Annotated in this window: 13 protein-coding genes and 2 pseudogenes; 10 read left to right on the top strand and 5 right to left on the bottom strand. The window is 44.7% G+C overall.

The features are described from left to right. Positions 1-40: 40 nt before the first annotated feature. Entirely contained in the window at positions 41-1405 is a 1365-nt protein-coding gene (locus P2A85_RS05805; RefSeq protein WP_377478052.1) for a histidine phosphatase family protein, read from the bottom strand. 184 nt (positions 1406-1589) lie between these two features. On the opposite strand from P2A85_RS05805, the gene P2A85_RS05810 reads away from it, so the two are divergent. The 8 genes from P2A85_RS05810 to P2A85_RS05845 all read left to right on the top strand — a co-directional run bounded on the left by P2A85_RS05810 (position 1590) and on the right by P2A85_RS05845 (position 9301). Continuing rightward, complete coding sequence (locus tag P2A85_RS05810) at positions 1590-3182, top strand: CPBP family intramembrane glutamic endopeptidase (protein WP_377478053.1); 1593 nt, start codon at positions 1590-1592, stop codon at positions 3180-3182. Positions 3183-3409: 227 nt separating this feature from the next. Continuing rightward, positions 3410-3622: a hypothetical protein gene (locus P2A85_RS05815; RefSeq protein ID WP_340525292.1), complete on the top strand. Its 213-nt coding sequence runs from the start codon at positions 3410-3412 to the stop codon at positions 3620-3622. Positions 3623-3690: 68 nt separating this feature from the next. Next, complete coding sequence (locus P2A85_RS05820; protein ID WP_341732495.1) at positions 3691-4038, top strand: NINE protein; 348 nt, start codon at positions 3691-3693, stop codon at positions 4036-4038. A gap of 6 nt (positions 4039-4044) precedes the next feature. Further along, on the top strand, positions 4045-4200 hold the full coding sequence (locus tag P2A85_RS05825; protein WP_377478054.1) for a hypothetical protein: 156 nt from the start codon (positions 4045-4047) through the stop codon (positions 4198-4200). A gap of 13 nt (positions 4201-4213) precedes the next feature. Next, on the top strand, positions 4214-4918 hold the full coding sequence (locus tag P2A85_RS05830; protein WP_377478055.1) for a helix-hairpin-helix domain-containing protein: 705 nt from the start codon (positions 4214-4216) through the stop codon (positions 4916-4918). Positions 4919-4953: 35 nt separating this feature from the next. Next, entirely contained in the window at positions 4954-5433 is a 480-nt protein-coding gene (locus P2A85_RS05835; protein WP_377478056.1) for a DUF29 domain-containing protein, read from the top strand. Between the two features lie 172 nt (positions 5434-5605). Next, positions 5606-6613 (top strand): chlorophyll synthase ChlG, encoded by a 1008-nt coding sequence (gene chlG / locus P2A85_RS05840; protein WP_341732498.1) that lies wholly within the window; start codon positions 5606-5608, stop codon positions 6611-6613. A gap of 156 nt (positions 6614-6769) precedes the next feature. After that, on the top strand, positions 6770-9301 hold the full coding sequence (locus P2A85_RS05845; protein ID WP_377478057.1) for a transglycosylase domain-containing protein: 2532 nt from the start codon (positions 6770-6772) through the stop codon (positions 9299-9301). Positions 9302-9304: 3 nt separating this feature from the next. On the opposite strand, the pseudogene rsmB reads toward P2A85_RS05845, so the two are convergent. The 3 genes and pseudogenes from rsmB to P2A85_RS05860 all read right to left on the bottom strand — a co-directional run. After that, positions 9305-10252, bottom strand: a pseudogene (gene rsmB, locus P2A85_RS05850) (16S rRNA (cytosine(967)-C(5))-methyltransferase RsmB); the annotation flags it as partial. A 507-nt stretch (positions 10253-10759) separates the two neighbouring features. Then, a pseudogene (locus P2A85_RS05855) lies at positions 10760-11128 on the bottom strand (transcription antitermination factor NusB); the annotation flags it as partial. 604 nt (positions 11129-11732) lie between these two features. Next, on the bottom strand, positions 11733-14804 hold the full coding sequence (locus tag P2A85_RS05860) for a tetratricopeptide repeat protein (RefSeq protein WP_377478058.1): 3072 nt from the start codon (positions 14802-14804) through the stop codon (positions 11733-11735). Between the two features lie 300 nt (positions 14805-15104). On the opposite strand from P2A85_RS05860, the gene P2A85_RS05865 reads away from it, so the two are divergent. Both P2A85_RS05865 and P2A85_RS05870 read left to right on the top strand, forming a co-directional pair. Then, positions 15105-15374 (top strand): hypothetical protein, encoded by a 270-nt coding sequence (locus P2A85_RS05865; RefSeq protein ID WP_377478059.1) that lies wholly within the window; start codon positions 15105-15107, stop codon positions 15372-15374. A 225-nt stretch (positions 15375-15599) separates the two neighbouring features. Continuing rightward, the gene (locus P2A85_RS05870) at positions 15600-16364 is read left to right on the top strand and encodes a Uma2 family endonuclease (RefSeq protein ID WP_377478060.1); all 765 of its coding nucleotides are present in this window, start codon (positions 15600-15602) and stop codon (positions 16362-16364) included. A gap of 30 nt (positions 16365-16394) precedes the next feature. On the opposite strand, the gene P2A85_RS05875 is transcribed toward P2A85_RS05870, so the two are convergent. After that, positions 16395-16847: an NADAR family protein gene (locus tag P2A85_RS05875; protein WP_377478061.1), complete on the bottom strand. Its 453-nt coding sequence runs from the start codon at positions 16845-16847 to the stop codon at positions 16395-16397. Positions 16848-17059: the final 212 nt, after the last annotated feature.

The raw sequence follows: 17059 nt of genomic DNA on the forward strand, positions 1-17059 counted from the left end.
ACCTCATTTTTCTGATAATTCAAGTTTTAACTGTTGATTTCTACAGTGCACCTGCCGCGGTTTGGTCAAAAACACTACCACTCAAATGAGTTGTCACATTCATCGCCTGCAATACTGGCAAACCTTCTGGGCCGTGGGGATAATCTATCACGCTAACCGCACCATTTCCCTGTTTGAACTTCCAGAAGTGTTCTGGTTCTAAGCCGAACAAATGACAGAGAATTGCCTTGTTTATCGCATCATGAGCAACCACAATCCCTGTACCTGAAACTGATTTTACTATATCTCGCCAAGAGGCGATCGCTCTTTCCCAAACTTCTTGTAAATTTTCCCCGTCTGGCATTTGCACATTTTCAGGAGATGTTTTCCATTCTTGCAGCAAACCTGGATAGGATGATTCTATTTCTGACTCAAATTTTCCTTCCCACAATCCGTGACTGATTTCTCTTAACTCATCGCGGAGTTCTAACTTCAAGTCTGGGTGATATTGGAGAATAATTTCGGCTGTTTCCTTGGGGCGCAACATCGAACTGCTGATGGCAAAATCTAATTTTACATTCTTCAGGAATTCTGCCGCCTTGCGAGACTGTGCGCGACCATTATCATTGAGCGGTACATCTATTTGTCCTTGAAATTTTCCCGCTCGGTTCCAGTCAGTTTCGCCGTGACGTACCAGCAATAAACGTGGCCCGCGATTTCCATCCCTAGGCTTCGGAAAAATTTCTCCTGTGTGAGCTGTTAAATTCAAGGATTCTAGTTGAACTGCCACTTTCTGTTGCTGCTCACTTTGCTCACTGGTAGAAACAGGAGAAGTCCCAAAATTGATAATGCTAATCCCGCAATTTGACTGCTGAATAGATTGATAGTAAGCGGGAGCAATTTCCGATGCTGTGGCGATCAGAGCGCGGTTTATGCCATTGTGGGCTACTACTAGAATTGTGCCGGAACTATGCTTAGATAATAGTTCTTTCCAAAAAGTCCGAGCGTTAGCAAAAATTGCCAATACGGGAAAGTGTTCGATTTCTGCTTCGTTTGATGGCAGTTTCATCGAAAATTTGTCTGGATGTTGCTGCCAAGATTTATAGGCTTCTGGAAATTGGTCGATCGCATCTTGACGTAGCATTCCTTCCCACAGAGGTAAATCGATTTCCATCAATTGATCTGTTGGTTGGAGTTGTGGCGGATTTGTCAAGCGCGAAATGATAATTTCTGCTGTTTCTTTGGCTCGTTGCAGGGGACTGCTGTAGACGGCATCAAAGGTGATACTGCTGAGCGTTTCGCCTACTTGAAGGGCTGCGGTGCGCCCTGCTTCTGTCAAAATTGATTTATCCAAACGGCCTTGGATACGGCGTTCTTGATTGTAAGTGCTTTGGCCGTGACGGACTAAGATAACGCGAGTAGTCATTCGATTTTAGATTTTAGATTTTAGATTTTAGATTTAGCCTGGGCATAAATCTGGGGCTTAAAACGATTCAAAAGATGAGCCACTAAAAATTTTACCAGTTCCGGGGACACTCTCGCTAACAACCGCCTATGATTAAAGACGAAATAGACTTAGGCACGGATACGCGCCGGACGGAACAGGCATAATGACACTAAAGCGGATATTTTTAGGTATTTTAACAGCGATCGCGATCGCCTTGGTCGGTTTGTCTTTACTTGCTAGCTGGAATGAGCCACAAATTCAAAGTCGGCTGGAACTCTATCAGACAAATTTACTGCTTCATGCTTCGGAGTGGCAGGGGGAAAATAATTCTAATTCTAATTTAAGTTCAGCTCGCAACACTATTATCGGTTCGGCTCCTTTAGATACGGCTTTAGCTCAGTATCAAGAGGCGCGAACCTCGACTCAGAAAACTCTCAGCACAACTCAATCACAATTTAAACAAGTTGAAACTCCAAACGCTTCTTCAGATGTTACTGCAAAAAAAATAAAATTTGCTCAGGATAATGCTCTGGAAGATTCAATCAACAAGTTGTCAACTCTGGAAAGCGAGCTTGATTTGCGGGTGGGAATTTTGCAGGCAAGTACGGGTAAAGTTGATCTAGCTCTGCAAACTTGGCAAGATTTAATCGATAGATACAAGACTCAAACTAATGCTGACCCTTCCACTCAAGCTGCTCCAGTTTTAAAGGGAATTTGGAGCAATCCACCTCAACTTTTACCCGATGCTGAATCGAGCATTCAAAAGTCTTTAGATGGTTGGTTTCGCTATCGTAGTCTGGCTCAACTTTATAAGTTACAGGAGCGTTCTCAAGACCTGGTATCGCTGCAATCTACTGAACAAATCATCGCTGAAAATTCTGTGGAAAAGTTGGCGATTGTGATTGGAATTCCGGGGATCGGACTTTGTATAGGTACGGTGTTGTTGGCTGGTTTGACCGTGCAGTGGTTGTTGCAACGAAAGCAGTTACAACCAACGGGTTCTGGACCAATTTTGGCTCAAAATTCTAGCTTGATTTGGGATGTTCCTTGGGATGGCGAGATTGTTTGGCAGGTACTTGTGGTCGGCTTTTTCTTTGTGGGACAAATCTTGATCCCCTATTTGTTGTTGCCACTTTCTCTGTCGGTTTTTCATTTAAATCCTGCTAGTTTTGACCCGCGTAGTAAGGCTGTTTATATCTTTACTACTTATCTATTATTGTCGGCGGGGGGACTTTCGGTATTGTATTTTTCTGTAAGGTCTTTTTTGCCTTTACCTGAAAGTTGGTTTCGGATTAATTGGCGGGGAAATTGGTTTTGGTGGGGTTTTGGTGGCTATTTTGTGGCTTTACCTTTGGTAGTTTTGGTGTCGCTGATCAATCAGCAATTATGGCAGGGACAAGGTGGTAGTAATCCGATTTTGCCGATCGTCCTTGAAGGTAAGGATAACCTGGCTTTGGCGGTGTTTTTTGCCACGGCGGCGATCGCGGCTCCGGTTTTTGAGGAAATTATGTTTCGGGGCTTTCTGTTGCCTTCTCTGACTCGCTATTTGCCTGTTTGGGGGGCGATCGCCACTTCTGCTTTGTTGTTTGCTGTGGCTCACTTGAGCGTGTCGGAAATTCTGCCTTTGGCGACTTTGGGGGCGGTGTTGGGATTTGTGTACACGCGATCGCGCAATCTCCTTGCTCCCATGCTACTCCATAGTCTCTGGAATAGCGGCACTCTCCTGAGTCTGTTTCTTTTGGGCGGCGGGAGTTAATTCGGGCTTTTGTGAATAATTGTTAATTCCCCTTGCTGTTTTGGCAAATATCCTAAGCACTCTAGGCTGCTTAGGATGCCATGTCTCAAGCTGAGCGGAAAAACTTGCGTTAACATTGGAGTTAGATCTTGGTCGGTGCTTTTTAGCTCGCGCGATCGTACAGGACGCAACTTGACAACTTAGCCAATTTTTCTGTAGATCTTAAGTAAGAATCAGGCTTGAACGCAATGAGCAATTTTAATAGCCACAAGTTAGAGGGAACGCGGACTTGGATGCGTTTCTTACCCTACGCAGCCTTCGGTCTTTTATTATTTTCTCTGAATTCAGCAACCGAACTCAATTATTTCTGGAGAGGCTACTTGGTGATTCTCGAAGCTCAAACCGGTATAGTTTTGCTGTATTTTGCGATGTCTAAGTTTCGTACATCTAAAAATAAATGAGTCAAGATTAGTAAGATTACCCAGCCAGGTAGTTGCAGTGACACTTAAAAAATGGGGTACACAAAAAAATGGTTAAAGATAAAACAGTAGCAGTTTTGTTGGCTTTCTTTTTAGGAGGCTTTGGAGCCCACAAGTTTTATTTGGGAAATAATTTAGCCGGGGTATTATACTTGCTATTCTCTCTGACATTTATTCCGTCAGTAATCGCATTTTTTGATTTTCTAGGCTTGCTACTGATGTCGGAACCAGCTTTTCAAGCACAGTACAATCCAGGTATGTTGCAATCGGGCCGCTTCCTGCGATCGGCAACAGATGTCACTGGGGCGATCGCCGATCTCAAAAAACTTTATGATATGGGTGCAATTACAGCAGAAGAATATGAAGAAAAACGCCTCAAATTACTTCGAGATTTGTAATTAATTATGAAGGAAGCAGGAAGCAGGCCCTTCGACTCCGCTCAGGAACCGCTTCAGGAAGAAGGAAGAAGGAAGAAGGAAGCAGGAAGCAGGAAGCAGGAAGCAGGAAACCCGCCCTTCAAAGAGTGGGATAAGAATGAGTGTAAAATAACAACTGTTTAAGGATAAAATTAAAGTGTTTCAAGATTTACACTGGCTGCGTCAAACTCCCTATTGGGTATGGTATTCTTTTATTCCCTACTTCGGCGGATTGGCGATCGTCTATGCAGGCCAAAAAACAAATATTCGCAGTTGGATCGGGTGGGGCGCTGGCTTTACTTTAGCCGCAGTAGCCTTATCGGCTTCAGCTAATTTGGGCCTGCTGGTTTGGATAGCTCAAATTGTCACTGCATTTTCTTTGAAAAAACGCTATCTCATCAAAACAGCACCCAGAGGTTTACTGGTTCCTGCAAGTGCAACAAGTGCAGAAGAGTTGGCAAATATACGCGGCAAAATAGATATTAATGAGTGTACCAAAGATGATTTGGTGAGAGTTTTGGGATTGCCAATCGTCTATGCTAATGATATTGAATCTTTGCAAAATGAAGGATATATTTTTACTCACGCCGAAGAGTTGTCAGAAATAGCAGGAGTTCCAGCTAGTCACGTCAGACGCATCGCCCCGATGATTTGCTTTAGCTATAATTATCGCAAAGAAGCAAGTTTTACTTGGAAACGATTAAATGTATTTTCGGTGGAGGAATTAATAGCCAGTGGCTTAGACAGAGTTGTAGCAGAGAAAATAGTTACAGAAAGGCAGATTAAAGGCGAATATAAATCAGTTGTTGAGGTGAAGCGACGCACGGGGCTGCCTTTTGATTCCTACCGCCATTTATGTTAGTTATCTGTACATCCTCGACTCTAAAAAATATGACGATGGCAAAACTCGATGTTAATCTACAAAAATTGTACGATCGAGACTACCTAAAATGGATTGAAACTACCGTGGAAAAGTTGCGGCTTCGCGATTATTCAAACATTGACTGGGAAAATATGATTGCAGAAATAGAAGACATGGGACGAACTGAACGGCGGAGTTTGGAGAGTAATCTTGTGGTACTTCTGATGCACTTGCTAAAGTGGGAATTTCAACCAGATCGCAGAAGCGGTAGTTGGAAAGGTACTATAGCCGAACACCGTAGACGCCTTCGCAAAAGTCTCCAGGATTCCCCCAGTCTCAAACCCTATCTGGAAGAAGTGTTTTCTGAATGCTATTCGGATGCAATAGAACAAGCAAGTGCTGAAACTGGATTGTCCCTAGAGACATTTCCGCAATTGTGTGTTTACACTTATGCTGAGGTTTTAGATTCTAATTTTTTGCCAGACTTTTTGTCAGATGGGATGACTGAAAACTAGCATAGTTAACCCCACCTCAAAAAATATAATACCCAGATCCCCGACAACTTCTGCGAAGTCAGGTATCTAAAAATCCTGGACTACACAATGCTGGGAATATTGATGCTATTCTACAGAATTATTATTGCAACGCCGATCGACACGACAGTAGGATACCCCTAAAATCACATTTATGTCTGACTCTCCTCCATCCCCAATTTCCCCAGAATCCCCAGAAAGCGCAGCTACAGACAACCGGAATGCCAAAACTAGGCAACTGTTGGGTATGAAAGGGGCTGCTACGGGGGAAACTTCCATTTGGAAGATTCGCTTGCAACTGATGAAGCCGATTACCTGGATTCCCCTGATTTGGGGCGTGGTGTGCGGGGCGGCCTCTTCTGGTCACTATACCTGGAATCTCGAAAATTTTGCGATCGCCGCAGCTTGTATGTTGATGTCAGGTCCGTTGCTGACTGGTTATACTCAAACTTTGAACGATTTCTACGATCGCGAAATTGATGCCATTAACGAACCCTACCGTCCAATTCCCTCCGGGCTGATCTCCATTCCCGAAGTAGTCGCGCAAATTTTGGTATTATTAGCCGCAGGCATCGGCATCGCTTATGCTCTAGACTTGTGGGCTGGTCATGAATTTCCCACCATGACTGTTTTGACTCTCGTCGGCGCATTTTTAGCTTATATCTACTCTGCGCCACCGTTGAAACTCAAGCAGAATGGTTGGTTGGGAAATTATGCCCTGGGTGCTAGTTACATTGCTTTGCCTTGGTGGGCTGGTCAAGCTTTGTTTGGTAAACTAGATCCCACGATTATGATTTTGACCCTGTTTTACAGTTTGGCTGGGCTGGGAATTGCGATCGTTAATGATTTTAAAAGTGTTGAGGGCGATCGCCAATTAGGGTTAAAATCTTTGCCAGTGATGTTTGGCATCGGCACCGCAGCTTGGATCTGCGTGTTGACGATCGACATATTTCAAGCCGGGATTGCAGGTTACTTGATTAGCATCCACCAAAATCTGTACGCTGTCATTCTCCTGCTGCTGATTGTGCCCCAAATCACTTTTCAGGATATGTATTTTTTACGGAATCCTCTGGAAAATGATGTTAAATATCAGGCAAGTGCTCAGCCTTTCCTGGTGTTGGGTATGCTGGTAGCAGCTTTGGCACTTGGTCATGCTGCTTAAGCAAAGTTCTGAGTGGGCGCTTTGGAATTAAATAATTTTTAATCCAAAATCCCGCAGTCAAAAATCAGTGCAATTGTATTGAAGAAAAATGTCAAGTTAAAAATTAAAAATTGAAAAGGAACAGCCTTTTTAATTTTTAATTTTTAATTTAAATTGATGAGGTGTGAAGGTCTAAACGTGGCAGAATTTTTCTCAAACATCAAAGATAAGTTGAGCAAAGTCACTAACGCAATAAGTGGCAATTCCCATGCAGAATCGCCCCAGACAGCAGAGGACAATGAACTCGAATCGCCGTCATCGGAGGCGGAATTTTCTACACGGACAACGGCGGAAGAATGGGAGTATCTGGCACCAGAAGATCCAGCACCTCCAACAGAGTCGGAATTAGAACAGGAAACTGATAACTATCCCATAGTTAAGCGCGATTGGGAAGGGTTGAAGCGCTTAATAGTGTGGCTGGAAATTGAAGATCTAGTTACCAGTTGGCAAGCAAAGGGAAAAGAATTATTCCAGCCTCGGTTGAATTTGTTGGATGCTAAATTGCCTAAAAAATCGGCAAGTAGCAAACTACCTGCAAGTACCGAACTAGCGGAAAATATCGAACTAGCAGAAAATAACGAACTAGCAGAAAATAATGAACTAGGGGAAAATATCGAACTAGCCGAAAATAGGAAACTACAGGGAAAGTTGAAAAAACTGCTGTCCCGTGGCCCTAAATTTTGGGTAGGAATCGGTGTTGCTAGTATTGGCGGTGGCGCTTTAATCTACTGTTTGTGGATTTTGCACACCTTAGATAAAAGTTTGCCGGATGTTAATGATTTGTCGGCTTTTAATCGCGATGGGACGCTGACAATTAAGGCAGCAGATAATACAATTTTGTTACAATCGGGGCCTGCAACTAGAGATAAGTTGAAACTTAAAGAAATTCCCGATCTGTTGATTAAAGCTTTTATTTCTATAGAAGACCGCCGTTTTTACGAACATCGCGGTGTGGATTATCAAGGTATTGTGCGATCGATTGTTTCTAATTTACTGGCGAGAGATTTGGTCCAGGGCGGCAGTACCATTACCCAACAATTAGCTCGCGTTGTTTTTCTCAATCAGGAAAGAAGTATTCGACGGAAGCTGCGGGAGGCTCTTTTGGCTCAGAAAATTGAGCGAGAGTTGAGTAAAGAACAAGTTTTAGAACGATACTTGAATCTGGTTTATTTGGGTTCTGATTCTTACGGAGTATCCGATGCAGCTTGGGTTTTCTTTAGCAAAACCGTTGATAAATTGACTTTGGCCGAAATGGCAACTTTGGCGGGTTTGCCTCCGGCACCGAGTGAATATTCGCCTTTGGTTAATCCGAATTTTGCGAAGAAGCGTCGCAATCTTGTGCTGGGACAAATGCAAGAAGCGAAGGTAATTACTGAGGCTCAAGCTAAGGAAGCGATGGCGGAACCTTTGACTGTTAAACAAAGTCCACCAAAGCGTTTTAAAGTGACTGCGCCTTATTTTTCGAGTTACATTAGAAAGGAATTGCCACGCTATGTTTCTCAGGATGCTTTGGAAGCTGGTGGTTTGACTGTTGAGACGACGGTGGATTTGAAGTGGCAGCAAATCGCTGAAGAGGTGATTAAAAGTGCGATCGAAGTTGATGGCCGCCGTCAGGGTTTTGAACAGGCGGCTTTAGTTTCTATGGATACTAAAACTGGGGAAGTGAAGGCCCTGGTAGGAGGTGGAAATTTTCAGGAAAGTGAGTTTAATCGCGCTACTCAGGCTTTGCGCCAGCCCGGATCGACTTTTAAGGGGTTAGTTTATGCCACGGCGATGGGGGCTGGTTTTTCGCCTTATGACAGCTATGAAGACGAACCAATTATTATCGATGGCTATCAACCGAATAATTATGGCAAAAAGTTTAGCGGTTGGCGATCGATCTCTGATGCCTTGACGAGTTCGGTGAATGTGGTGGCTGTCAAGGTGTTGATGGATGTCGGGTTTGAACCTGTAATCAAATTAGCCTACGATATGGGAATTAAATCTAAATTGAGTCCTATTTATTCCCTGGCTTTGGGTTCTTCTGAGGTGAATTTGCTGGAGTTAACTAATGCTTACGGGACTTTGGCGGCCCAGGGTAATTTTATTGAAGCCCACGGTATTAGTCGCGTGATTAATCAACGAGGAGATGTGATTTATCAGGCTAATTTTAAACCGAAGCAGGTTTTGGATAAGGATAGTGCTGCTATTACTACTTGGATGTTGCAGGGTGTGGTGCAGGGGGGTACAGGTGGCCCTGCGGCTTTAAACGATCGCGCTGTAGCGGGCAAAACCGGTACTTCGGAAAAAGTCAGGGATTTGTGGTTTATTGGTTACATTCCCCAGGTTGTGACTGGGGTTTGGTTAGGCAATGATGACAACTATCCCACCGGGGGAACTAGCGGTACGGCTGCTTACAATTGGCGCGATTTTATGAGTCAAGCTGTCAAGGGAATGCCGGTTGAGGAATTTCCCAAGTTGCCGAAGTTGGAGGGCCGCAAAGGTAGTATTAAGGCCAAACGGGTGGAGCCAAATCGGATTATTCGTGGCATGATTGTGAATGATGATGGTGCGATCGTCCCTTACAATCCTAATCCTGAACCTAGGCATCGCGAGTGGCAAGATCCTGGTTATCAAGAACCCAATAATTATCAAGAACCCCCACAATAAGCACTAAAGTCCTGGTTTCTCACCTCGTTTTAACCGCACCATAAAAAAGCCGTCCATTTGATGGCGATGGGGCCAAATTTTTACCCATCCTTCCGGTGATGGCTGTACTGGTAAATCTATGGTGGGCGGTTCGATTTGCCACTCAGGATTGCTGTCTAAGAACGATCGCACAACTCGTTCATTTTCTAAAGGATGAATCGTGCAAGTTGCGTAAACTAAAACGCCGCCGGACTTGACAAATGTCGCTGAATTTGCTAACAATTCCGATTGCAGTTGGGATTGTTGTTGGATGTTTTCGGCTGTGTGATGCCAACGGGCGTCGGCGCGGCGGTGGAGGGTTCCCAGGCCCGAACAAGGTGCATCTAATAAAACTCTGTCTGCGAGGTTAATAAACTCAGGAAAATGACGGCTGTCTCCGGTATGAATTTGGATTGATTTCATCTGGAGTCTGTCTGCATTTTCTTTAAGTCTTTTGAGTCTATTTGCAGTTTTGTCGCAGGCATAAATCGTACCTGTATCTCCGATTAATTCGGCAATGTGGGTAGTTTTTCCTCCCGGTGCGGCGCACGCATCAATGATGGTTTCCCCCGGTTGCGGATCGAGTAAATGGGTGACTAATTGAGCGCTACTATCTTGGATTGTCCACCAACCTTCGCTATATCCGGGGAGATTTTGAATTGCGCCACTGCTGCTGTTTAGTCTTAGGGCTTGGGGTAAGTGTGGGATTCTGCTAACGCTGATGTTTTGGGCTTGGAAGGCGGTTTCGATTTGGTCAATTGTGCTTTTTAAAGGATTGATTCTGAGGTCAATTGTGGGGGATTGATTGAACCATTCACAGAGTTGTTCTGTTTCGGTTTCGCCTAGTTCTTCGATCCACATTTCGATTATCCAGTCGGGGAAACTGTGCTGAATTCCTAGGCGTTGGATGGGGTTTTCTGGTAGTTTTAAGGAATTTAAACCCCCCCTAGCCCCCCCTTGGTAAGGGGGGGGATTAGAGGTGGTTTCAGTCTCTGGTTGTGGTTCGGGATTTAAACCCCCCCTAGCCCCCCCTTGGTAAGGGGGGGGATTAGATGTGCTTTCAGTCTCTGGTTGTGGTTCGGGATTTAAACCCCCCCTAGCCCCCCCTTGGTAAGGGGGGGGATTAGATGTGCTTTCAGTCTCTGGTTGTGGTTCAGGATTTAAACCCCCCCTAGCCCCCCCTTGGTAAGGGGGGGGATTAGATGTGCTTTCAGTCTCTGGTTGTGGAGGAGAATTAGGATGACTCTTAGCCCCCCCTTGGTAAGGGGGGGTTGGGGGGGTAAGAGTCTCTGGTTGTGGAGGAGAATTAGGATGACTCTTAGCCCCCCCTTGGTAAGGGGGGGTTGGGGGGGTAGGAGTCTCTGGTTGTGGAGGAGAATTAGGATGACTCTTAGCCCCCCCTTGGTAAGGGGGGGTTGGGGGGGTTAAACGAATATACTGCCGCAACAAACCATTGACAAAACTGCTGAGTCCTGAAAAGCCGTTTTCTTTTGCTAGTTGAACTGTGGTGTTGACGGCGGCGGAGGGGGGAATGTGGTTGAGATATTGGAGTTGATATAAGCCTAAATGTAGGATGGTGCGAAGTTCTGGCGGTTGTTGGGAGGATTTTTTGGTGGCTAGTTTGTCGATGATAAAGTCGATCGCGCGCATTCTCCTGACACTACCATAGACTAATTCTGTGACTAAACGGCGATCGAGGTCGGTGAGTTGACAATTGCGAAAAGTGCGATCGAGGGCGACATCTGCAAATGTACCGCGGCGGTGGACTTCGCGGAGGGCGATAAAGGCTATTTGGCGGGGATTTTGCATAGTTAAGATATGAGGGCCTAGAAACCGGCTTTTTTAAGATAATACTTGGTTACAGCCCGCAGATTCGGTGGAAAACCCGGTTTCTGACAACCCGTGATTCCAGGACTATAAAAGTCTCAAATTTCCTCTGGATTTATCCCCATTTCTCGGAGTTTTTCAGAAAGGCGATCGGCTTTTTGCTTTACTAATACCATTTTCATAAAGTCCTACTACAAATGTAGTTCTTAGCCCCCCCTTAATAAGGGGGGGTTGGGGGGGTAGATATGTAGCGCTACTTTATGAAATTGGTATAACTCTTTCTCCTGTCGTTCTTGTTCCATTTGTCTTGACAACTCCACATAAGACAAAAATTTCAATCCATCGGGACGATAAATTTCCAAGTCTCCCGATGCAGGAAAAACCCGGCGGTTGAAACCGCGTCTACACATACAAAACCCGCCTCCGCGGGTTGAATAAACCCGGCGGTTGAAACCGCGTCTACACACACAAAACCCGCCTCCGCGGGTTGAATTTCTTTTCTTCCGTCCGCGGAGGCGGACATCGTTTGTGTAGCCGCGATTTCCAATCGCCGGGGGTCTGAATTGTAAGCGCAATTTCCAATCGCTTATTCTATTTTTTCTGATACCAACGGTTCTAATAAATGGCGTTCTTCTATGGGAAGTTCTAGCAAAACTCGTCTGTCGCCCTTGGTTTCCTTATAGCGGACAGCCGCATTCAGCAGGCGCATGGGAATTTGGAATTGTTCGTAGTTGCTGGTTGGTTCTTGCCACAATTCTAACCAAGTGCGGGCGGCTTTGTCGCTGACCATTTCTGACATTAGCGCGGGGATGTTTCGCACAATTCCTTGTCCTAAGATTGAGAGATATTTGTGTTTTTCGTAAACTGCTATTAGGCTGGTGATGCGAGGTTTCCATATCGCTGCATCCTGATTTGCGAAGAGGTTGTTGATAATTAATTTGGCATCGTGTGCATCAGATTCATCGTCAGATTCAACGCTTTGAAAGGCGTCATCTAAGGCGGCGATACCTTCGTCCCAACGATTCAATCCGAGAATGGGGATAGCGCGGTTGAAGGCATATAAATCTGGCCCAAGTGTGAGGGCGCGATCAAAAGATACTAAAGCTTCTTCATAACGTTGGAGGTTGTTGAGTACATCGCCTCGGGAAACCCAAGTTAAGCGATCGTTGTCGTCAAGTTTGATCGCCCTGTCGTAAGATACTAAAGCTTCTTCATAGCGTTTGAGGTCTTTTAGTATATCGCCTCGCGTAGCCCAAGTTAACGGAACGGTGTCATCAAGTTCGATCTCCCTATCGTAATATTCTAAGGCTTTTTCATAATGTTTGAGGTAGTGGAGTAAATTGCCTCGTAAAAGCCAACCCCATCGATCATTGACATCAGGTTCGAGCGCCAGCTCAAAGGATTCTAAAGCTTCATCATAGCGTTTAAGGTGGTAAAGTGCATAGCCTCGTTTAACCCAAGCTGACTGATAATTAGCATCAAGTTCGAGAACCCGATCGAAGGATGCTAAAGCTTCATCGTAGCGTTTGAGGTTGTTGAGTAAATTGCCTCGGCTAGCCCAAGCTGACTGATAATTAGCATCAAGTTCGATCGCCTGATCGAAGGATTCTAAAGCTTCATCGTAGCGTTTGAGGCTGTTGAGTACATCGCCTCGTAAAACAAAAATATACTGATAATTGGCGTCAAGTTCGATCACCTGATCGAAAGACGCTAAAGCTTCATCGTAGCGTTTGAGGCTGTTGAGTACAATGCCTCTTACAACCCAAGCCCACAGATAATTTTCGTCAAGTTCGATCGCCATATCGAAAGATGCTAATGCTTCATCATAGCGTTTGAGATTGTTGAGTACCTCGCCCCGTAAAAACCAAATATACTGACTGCTGTCATTAAGTTCGATCGCCCGATCGAAAGATGCTAATGCTTCATCATAACGCTTGAGGTTATCCAGTACATTGCCTCGTAAAGCCCAAGCAGGACGATAATTGGCGTCAACTTCTATTGCGCGACCGAATGATACTAAGGCTTCTTCATAGCGTTGGAGATTATTGTTGAGTAAATCACCTCTCCTCACCAAAGCTAACTTATCCTTGGGGTCAAGTTCGATCGCCCTATCGAAGGATTCTAATGCTTCATCATAACGTTCGAGATTATGCAAGCAATTTGCTTTTTCCAACCAATCCCGTGCCTTACCACGAATTACCACCAGTTTATTTGCTAGATTCAAAGCAGAAACATAGTCTTTCTTCTCTTTGCAATTTTCAATTTCCCGCACGCAAGCTGCCACGCGAGAGTCTTCACAATCATCTGTTTCCCTTGGCCCAAGCGCACACAACAGATATTCGAGCTCAAATACAGCATTAGGCGGTAGTGTTTCCAGATTTAGCTGATACTTCAAATGACTTTTTTCCGAACTATTATCAACTAGCTCTTTCTCGCTCGCACTAAATCTTACTCCCAAGCGATCCAATCGCCCTTTCAACTCTTCTTGCGTGTACCACAACCGCAAAAAATCCACAATCAAACTAATCGGCTCGCCGCGATGCTTCTTCACATCCATGCAAAAGCGCATCAGCACTTCTTGAATTTCATAATACGACTCGCGCCCGATCGATTCGCTCCTCACATAACCCATTCCCGACAGTTGTTTGAGTTGGCTGGATGCTGTCTGATGCGTCATAAAACAGCGTCGGGCAATGTCTTTAACCATCACAGCCCCGCGCCGATCGCACAAAAATTCAATTATCTTGCGTTGCTGCGGCGAAAGCCACGCCATCCGCGCCTGATAGTACGGTGTCAATTCATCCAGGGTTTGCAAAAAGGGTTTTACCAGTCGATCGAGCGAGTCGCGAGTCAAAAATTCCGCAAAAATCATATAAACGCGATGGTTGCCGCCAGCCAATTGATGGATTGCTTCAATTCGAGAGCCTCCCGTTGGTGTTTCTATGAATAATTCTAGTTCTTTGTTACCCTCTAATTTAGCGATATTTTTCAACAAGCAGACAACTTCATCTAAATTTAGCTTTTCTAAATAATGGAGATTGAAAAAGTTGTAGAATGCGGCTTTTTTATGCTCGATTCCTTTGAATAAATGCTGAGATGTCGCGAAAATCGTACAGAAATGATAATTTTCTAAATAGTCTCGGAATTGCTGTTGCCCGCTGTCGCCCAATCCTTCAAATAAATCATCCAGGTTTTCTACCAGTAAAAGCAGAGTGCGATCGCCCGCAAAATCTTTCAGTAATTCTGCTGCTGTCTGTTGAGCGGTGTCGGGCGATTCATTGTAAAGCGATTCTACGCGATCGAACAATTTAGCATTGTATTCATCCCGATATTCTGATTGGAGCGATCGCAAAATTCGCAGCAGCAAATCGAGAAACGACGTGACGCCCCACTCTTCCTCCCGCAACCAAGCAATCAGCACTTTTTCCCGCAAATCCTCCATTTTGGAGACGCGGTGATACATTAGCGAAACTAAGTGCGTCTTCCCAATACCTCGCATCCCAATCAATAGGTGATGCTGCTGCTGAGGCTTGAGGATGCTCAGGCGGATTGACTCGACTAGCTCGGAAGCCAAATCGTGACGCTGCACCAACATCTCCTCTAAATCTTCGTGCTTCATCAGACTCGGCGTGAAGCGAGAGAGAAGTGTGCCTTTCATACCGTCAACCCCCTGGATAATAACTGGGAACGAGAAATTCGTGTCGCTCTGTTTTCCATGAAATGCTTGTTATACAAGGTTTTTACCGTTTGTAATTCTAATTTACCATAGGTTCCCAAAATGTACGTTATTTTTATTGTATATTTTTTAAAGCAGTGCTAAACTGCCTTTAACAAGCAAACAAGCGCCCCTAGCTGTTACTAGAGACGCTTTCAATTGCTTATCAGTTTTAGAGAGCCGCTGGCTGCAACCAGTAGCACTCTGATGTTGTTTATGGTCTATACAGACCGAGGATTTCTCATGACTAATTATAACAGCGAACAGTTAAATCTGTTCACCCAGCCGATCGCAGTTTCGGTAGAAATTGGCTGCACTGTTGAACGTGCCGCCGAATATACCAAATGCTCAAAAAGCTCAATCTACGATCGGCTAAGGCAAAATAAACCGTATTTGCGGGAGGTTCCCACAGGTACATGGCAAATTTACTCGACAGGCAAAAAAGATAAATCAATTCTTGTGAATGTTGCCTTCATTTATTTTCCAAAAGATAAGTATTGGAGACTTGCTTGAACTCAAACCTCAAGGCTGCGTTAGTCCAAGCTTAACGCAGCTTTCTACATCGCTTATCTCAGACTCACGGGAGGCAGATCCTGGGGACGAGAAGAATGCGATAAAAAAATATAAAAAAATCTGAAACTTCTTCCTTAAGAAGAGTCCGATGGCCGCATCTGTGAGTTCTGACAAGTGACATTGTAGAATAGAAACATCGATAAAACTAAATCGGGAGATGGTACGATGTCTGTTGAATCAGTTGCCGATCAAATTTTGACAGAAGAAGATTTGTTCTTCGCAGAAAATCAGCCACCGATAGACTTAATTTTTGATGATGGTGCAGAAATGGAAAGCAACCGCCACCGCATAGGTATGAATGTTTTAATTCGTTCTTTAGAGCAAGGTTTAGCTCACCGCAGCGATTTTTTTGCGGGCGGTAATATGTTTATTTATTTCAGCGCCGAACAGCTTCGCAATCGCGATTTTCGAGGACTTGATTTTTTTGCGGTTATGGATGTTGACAGCACTCCTACTCGACAAGGTTGGGTTGTTTGGCAGGAAAATGGACGTTACCCGGATGTGATTGTGGAACTGCTGTCGCCGTCAACTGCTAGTGCAGACAAAGGAGTAAAAAAGGATATTTATGAGCGGATTTTTAGGACTCCTGATTATTTTATATTCGATCCTTTCGATCCAAATTCTTTGCAAGGATGGCGTTTAAATCCCGGCTTGGGCTATGAACCGTTAGTGGCGAATGAGCGGGGTTGGCTGTGGTGCGAAACCTTGGGTTTTTGGTTGGGAACTTGGGAAGGAACAGTCGATCGAGAAACAGCAATTTGGGTGCGTTTTTTCGACGAATTTGGGAATTTAGTTTTGTTACCGGAGGAAGCTGCTCAACAACAGGCAGAAGCTGCTCAACAACAGGCGGAACAGGAACGTCAGCGAGCCGATCGACTAGCAGCTAGATTGCGAGAGTTGGGGGAAGATCCAAATGCTCTCAACCAATAACACTAAATCCAGAAACCTGTGAGTTTTATTCTAGTCTGACGTGCGCGATCGCAATATCTCGCGCACAGCCATCAGTATCTGTCCCAACATATTTTTGCCACTGCCATCTTTGCCACAACCCCAATAGTAATCAATGGGTGAATTTTCCACTATTTCCTCGTCACCAGTGGCTAGTAAAATTTCCCGAATTTCCCCATGAGTTTCAAATTTCCGCAGGACAGCTTTTTTCATAATCTCATCTTTCACCTGTTCCCAATCGGAACGCAGGGGAAGAGTGCGATCGCGCCCCATTGTCGCTGCATCTTTTGGTGTTTTTAGTTGGCGAATGCGATCGCTATGAGGCGTACCGGGAAACTTTTGTGCTTGAAAATAATGCTCGCTAGTTGGCCAGTATTCGCCGTCTAACTCAAAGCCGTGAGCAGAGAAGTTAGAAAAACTGCCATACTCGTCCCTAGTGCTGTAGAAATAAGCAGTATCAAACAAATTTTAGAGACTAGACATCTCCTAAAAACCTTGTCTTGAAGAGGCTGGATGCCTGTTCCACGGTAATTATGGGAGAGGTTGACTGATGATAAGTAGATAGACTTAGGCGATCGATAGGGGCGTTTCTAGAGGGATTGTGCCTAGAAAACCGGCTGATTTAGATGCTGTGGGTAATTTGTAGCCAATTGATATAAAATCCTCTCTTCATCGTC

Source organism: Microcoleus anatoxicus (genome assembly GCF_042465725.1).
GTDB classification, from domain to species: domain Bacteria; phylum Cyanobacteriota; class Cyanobacteriia; order Cyanobacteriales; family Microcoleaceae; genus Microcoleus; species Microcoleus anatoxicus.